This is a genomic window from Niveibacterium sp. 24ML (genome assembly GCF_026586805.1).
GTDB lineage: Bacteria > Pseudomonadota > Gammaproteobacteria > Burkholderiales > Rhodocyclaceae > Niveibacterium.
In genome coordinates, this window is the sequence record NZ_JAPFHA010000054.1 from 1 (window position 1) to 3464 (window position 3464).

Below are 3464 nucleotides of genomic sequence, written 5' to 3' on the forward strand. Positions count from 1 at the left end.
CGTCAACGGGACGCCAAACTGCTGCGCAGTTTGGTTCCCTCCGCTGCGCTCCGGCGCCCGTTACGTCCAACGTTAGCCATTCTGGAGAGCTTGCTTTGGTTCTTCCATTCTTTAAATACCACCCCGATCCGCTTGCGACCGGGAGCATTGTCGAGTCAAACACGAAATGTGTTTGTTGCGGTCGCTCTCAAGGCTTCATCTATTCAGGGCCGGTGTTTGGTGAGGACGACTACGACGACTGTATCTGTCCTTGGTGTATTGCCGACGGCCGCGCCCACAAACAGCTCGGAGCCTCATTCACAGACGAAGACTGTGTGGGTGGTGGAGGAGAGTGGAGTCCTGTTCCTCACGAAGTTGTTGATGAAGTGGCAAACCGAACGCCTGGGTTCAGCGGGTGGCAGCAGGAACGTTGGTGGACGCACTGCGGTGACGCAGCGAGTTTCTTGGGCCGGGCAGGCAAAACCGAGCTATCTGCTTTGGGGCCTGAAGCCATCCAAGCAATTCAAGACTCAACCGGGCTTGCCAATGGCCACGAGTGGAATGCCTTTTTCGATGCGCTCGACAAAGATGGCTCGCCCACGGCATACGTCTTTCGGTGTCGAGCCTGCGGTGCAATTGGCGGCTACCATGACTGCGACTAATGGCTAACCAGTCCATCAACCGGACGCCCAAAAGCTTCGCTTTTGGGTGCCCTCCGCTGCGCTCCGGCGCCGGTTATGTCCAACGTTAGACGGCACCCATTTGATATCCGTTCAACACATAAGCGCGGTGATGGTTCATGTCGCGAATGTTGCCGCAGGCTTGGAATGGTATGAGCGTGCCTTTCCGGGTGCGAGGCGCGTTCGAATCACTGACCCCTCATTTGAATGCCTCGCAGTTGGCGAGATTCGAATTGAAGTTGTCCCCTCCGACAACAAGGTCACATCCGGCGCTGCGGGGTCGGTCGTATATTGGGGCGTGACCGATTTCCACTTGGCTTTGACTCATTTCCTCAACCTAGGTGCAAAGCTTTACCGTGGTCCAATGCAAATCGAAGATGGCTACTCAATGTGCCAGGTCCAAGATCCATGGGGCAATTGCATTGGTTTGCGCGGTCCCAACGAGAGAGGGGCGTCGGCTCGTGCAACCGCAGCCGTCTAACAAGTCCGTCAACGGGACGCCAAACTGCTGCGCAGTTTGGTTCCCTCCGCTGCGCTCCGGCGCCCGTTACGTCCAACGTTGGGCGTCTTGATCACGCACCACAGGAACACTGATGACCATACTCAGCCGAATAATTGAGTTGTTCCGGGACGCTAAGGGGCCATCCTTATCTCACCCTGTGTTTGGTGAAATATCACTTCGCCAAGGAAAGAACGGGCCTTACTGGATGCACGACGCTTACGAAAAAAATGATCTATCCATTTCCATTGATACCCGGACCGGCGAACCACCGTCGGAGACTCAAGAGAAATTCTATGTGAGCTTAACCACCGATTGGGATGCCACGTTTTCTCGGGTTTCAAGCCTATTGGTTCCTCGCTATGAAAGTTACCTGCGAAAGCCATTTCCTTCTGAGTGGCGGTCTGCCCTTAACCCCGCAGGCGTTGGAGTTCCAATTGACGGTTCTAACGATAGCCCCTGGGATGTAACCTTCGAGTGCTTGACCGACAATTTGGGTTACCTTTTCACTTGCTATTTTGAGGGTGGTCTTCCTTCAGGAGTCACAGTTGACACTTGAGGCACAGACGCCCAACCCTGCAGTCAACCGGACACCCAAATGCTGCGCATTTGGGTTCCCTCCGCTGGCGCTCCGGTGCCGGTTACTTCTACGTTAGCCCCGTGTTTATTCATTCGAAATTCCTGCTGGCAATTGTTGGGTCGTTGTCCCGGCGCCTTTCGCTTTGCGGGGCACCGCAGGCTTTCGTTGGTTCGGCGGGCTATCTCACCGTGCGGCAGGCGCTTGCTCAATCGTCGTGGGCTTCGACCGCGGCGCCTGCACGCGCTGGCCGTTGGGTTTGCGCTTGCGCGTTTGGCGGCTCGACGTCGTTAGAAAGGCTCTTCGGTGTTTCACCGGGCGAAGTGGGCAGCGATTTTTCGGCGTTCGCTCGTGCGCGCGCCGTTGCAGGTACGGTTCGGGTTTCTCTTGGTCGGCTTGCCCTGGCAGGCCGTTCGGTTTTTCAATCGGTCACTGGTCTCGCGGCTAACATGGCGGTCAACGGGACGCCAAACTGCTGCGCAGTTTGGTTCCCTCCGCTGCGCTCCGGCGCCCGTTACGTCCAACGTTAGCGTCAATGCTGAAAGCGCCCGAACTTGAAACGCGCGTTGGCTTTGCAATCGTGGCCAAGGTTCCATTGCCACGCTTATACCGTTTCGGTTCGGGGACCAATTCCTGCACGGCAGTTGGGCGCCACGCCCGGTTATCGTTTCGGTCGTGGTCGCGGGCTTTTCCCGCAACCGTTTCGGTTTCTCAAACGAATTCACTTCGAGCCTGCGCTGCATGAATCGCCGTTCAAATTTCAACGCTGCCGCTAACAAGTCCGTCAACGGGACGCCAAAATGCTACGCATTTTGGTGCCCTTCGCTGCGCTCCGGCGCCCGTTACGTCCAACGTTAGAGCTCTGGTCATGAGCCACTTGAGCAACAAGCTGCCCTACGCACAGAACATTGTTCTTGGTGCTATCTGCGCGCTGATGCTCTTGAGTTTTGGCGCATCACTATTGCAATCCGCTCTTGCTTCCGCCGCGAGTTTCGGCTTGCACTCGCCGATTCCACGCGCGGCACTTCACTTCGGTTTAATCGGCGTTGCTGTCTTGTCTATGGGCTTCGCCTTTTTGCTGTTTGCGGCCGCCAAATTTTGCCGCCGCCATCACACACTTCTCGGCAAACATGCCGATGGCTTGCGCCTCGTCGCCATCTGGCTTAGCGTCGCAAGCTTGGCTTTCGCAATGGCCTGGGTTCTGGCAAACGTCTACTTCATGGTTCTACCGCTGTGAGCTCTAACACTACAGTCAACCGGACACCCAAATGCTGCGCATTTGGGTTCCCTCCGCTGGCGCTCCGGTGCCGGTTACTTCCACGTTAGAGCGCTATGGCTCGCTGGCTTATGCTCGCAATTGCACTTGCCATCAACGTCGCAATCGTTTTGGTCGCACTGGCACCGAGCGTTGTTACTTACGCTGAGGTGCTGCCGCCCAACATGGTCTGTTCCCCTTGCACTTCAGAGGCACAGGCCGCGGTCATACGTGCTGCTGCAATCGGCCGAGCGCAAATTCAAAGCCTAGTCGCTTCGAGCGCGCCACTTTTGGTCTGCTTGGCGATTGCTAACCTTGCAGTTCTTGCGTCGTTCATGTGGCTTTCGCGTCAGAAACCGAAACAGGTGGCGTCTCTTGAGCAAACCGCGCTCTAACACTGCAGTCAACCGGACACCCAAATGCTGCGCATTTGGGTTCCCTCCGCTGGCGCTCCGGTGCCGGTTACTTCCACGT

Annotated in this window: 2 protein-coding genes; both read left to right on the forward strand. The window is 56.7% G+C overall.

The window, feature by feature from the left end; all coding sequences use genetic code 11:
* On the forward strand, positions 1-641 hold a 641-nt coding region (locus tag OPU71_RS21045), incomplete at its 5' end, for a CbrC family protein (RefSeq protein ID WP_267730063.1).
* Positions 642-2603: 1962 nt separating this feature from the next.
* Positions 2604-2972, forward strand: a complete 369-nt coding sequence (locus tag OPU71_RS21050; protein ID WP_267730064.1) for a hypothetical protein — start codon at positions 2604-2606, stop codon at positions 2970-2972.
* Positions 2973-3464: the final 492 nt, after the last annotated feature.

What these genes read in the sequence shown, in the direction of transcription:
- OPU71_RS21050 (WP_267730064.1), top strand. Translation starts at nt 2,604, where the DNA reads ATGAGCCACTTGAGCAACAAGCTGCCCTACGCACAGAACATTGTTCTT.